General features: G+C 68.3%; 2 protein-coding genes. Both read right to left on the reverse strand.

The window, feature by feature from the left end; translation table 11 throughout:
* The coding region (locus AC1DXV_RS34180) for an HDOD domain-containing protein (RefSeq protein WP_477937987.1) at positions 1-872 on the reverse strand (872 nt) is incomplete at its 3' end.
* 54 nt (positions 873-926) lie between these two features.
* Positions 927-1,976, reverse strand: a 1,050-nt coding sequence (gene flgL, locus AC1DXV_RS34185; RefSeq protein WP_477937988.1) for a flagellar hook-associated protein FlgL, incomplete at its 5' end; no start/stop codon positions are given.

Genomic DNA, 1,976 nt, shown 5'->3' on the forward strand with positions numbered 1-1,976 from the left:
GCCGCGAACATCACCGGCTTCATGTTGGCGTCCTTGCCGGCGGTGGCCAGCAGCAGCGCCAGCCAGCGCTTCAGGCGTTGGTAGCCGAGCATCATGATCGCGTGACGGAACGAGCTGATCTCGACGCGCAGCCCGAAGGCCGGCGAGTTGATGTAGCGCATCAGCTTGAACGCGAGCGACGGGTCGCGCTTCAGCGTGTTCTCGAGCTTCTCGATCGGGTCCTGCGCGTCCACGCGCTGGATCAGCTCGACGATCACCTGCAGGTCGATCTGCACCGCCGACTTGCCCTTGGTCTGCGCCTCCTTGATGGCGTCGTCGATCGGCCAGCCCAGCACCGCGGCCGCACCGCGCGAGAAGCTGCCCTCCATGTCGGCCAGCGTGCGCACGCCCGACTGCACGTGCGCGATGTTGCGCGTGACGCCGGCGGGCGCCACGTTGCCGGATTCATTGACGCGGCGGTCGTCGGCCAGGTCGATCAGCGAGAACTTGAAGCACGGCAGCAGCTCGCGCGGCAGCTCCTTCATCGGCCGGCCCTTGAGCAGCAGCGTGTTGCCGGCGCGGTGCAGCGCCTGCAGCGACTCGATGTTGGCCTCGTCGCAGGCCATGAAGGCCGGGATCTCGATCATCAGGTTGGCCGACGGGCTCGCACCCATCAGGTCCTGCAGCAGGCTCTCGCTGACGATGTTCAGCGAGGCGCGGCCGCCATCGGCCGGCCACACGCCGCCCACGGCATGCAGCAACTGGGCGACATCGGGTTTCAGCTCGGGGCGCAGCGGGTAGATGGTCAGGCGGGTGGCCGTCACGGCGCGGCTGCGGTCGATGAACGGCGAATAGCCGAGGGCGACCTGCCCGAGTGTGGCGTTGTCAGTCACGCGGAATCTCCAGGGAAAGTGTGCAGGCGATGGCGACGGGCATCAGCCGCTCGATCAGCCATTCAGGTAGTTGAACAGCGACAGCTTCTGCACCATGGTGTACGCCTTGAGCGAGGCATCGTACCCGGTCTGCTGGCTCGCGAAGTCCGAAATTGCGTTCGTCATGTCGAGGTCTTCCGCATCCGACCGCGCGGTCTTGCTCGACAGCTTCAGCGAGTCGAGCCGGCCGGTGACGCCGTCGATGCGGTTCAGCGTCTCGCCGATCCGGGTGCGCGCGCCCGACAGGGTGGCCATCACCTGGTCGAGGTTGGYCAGGTTGTCGGCATTCGACTGCGCGATCTGCGTGCCGCTGCGCAGCGGCGTCTTCAGGTCGGCGATCGCCTTGTCGAGCGTGTCGAAGACGGTCTGGCTGCTGGTCGATGGCGTCAGCGTGAACTCGTCGAGGTCGGCCGGGTTGCCGGCGATGGATGCCGCCATGCCGTCGATCTCGATCGCCTGGCCGGGCTTGAACGGCATGCCGACCTGCGCGGTCGGCGCGCCGTCCTGCAGGATCGAATAGGTGGTGACGCCGGCCGCGACGCTGAACTGGATGCTGTAGGTCGAGCCGGTCAGCGCCGACGGGTTGGTGACATGGCCGCTGTCGATCCACGCGGTGCCGGTCGCGGTGACGGCGTTGGTGTCGAACACGCCGTTGCCGGAGCGCGATTGCATCCAGATCTGTTCGCCGTTGGTGGTGATCGGCAGCGATTCGGTGGAGGCCACCGCGGTCTCGCCGCTGCCGCCGCGGTAGACGACGCCGCCGGCCGCGTCGAGGAATGGCGCCTGGCCGCTGCCCTGCCCGCCGAACAGGTAGGTGCCGGCGCCATCGGCCCGGTTCGCCACCGCCACCAGCTGCTTGCGCAACTCGCCGATCTTGTCGGCCAGGCCCTTGCGCTCGGCATCGGTGTAGGTCGCGTTGCCGGCCGAGAGCATCGTCTCGCGCACCTGCTGCAGCAGGTCGGTCGCGTCGCCGAGCGCGCTTTCGGTCAGCGTCATCGCGTTCTTGCTGGCATCGACCGCGCGCTGGCCGGCGACGGCGCGGTTCTCGGCCGCCAGCGCCCGCTC

Source organism: Rhizobacter sp. P3_C12 (assembly GCF_056402735.1).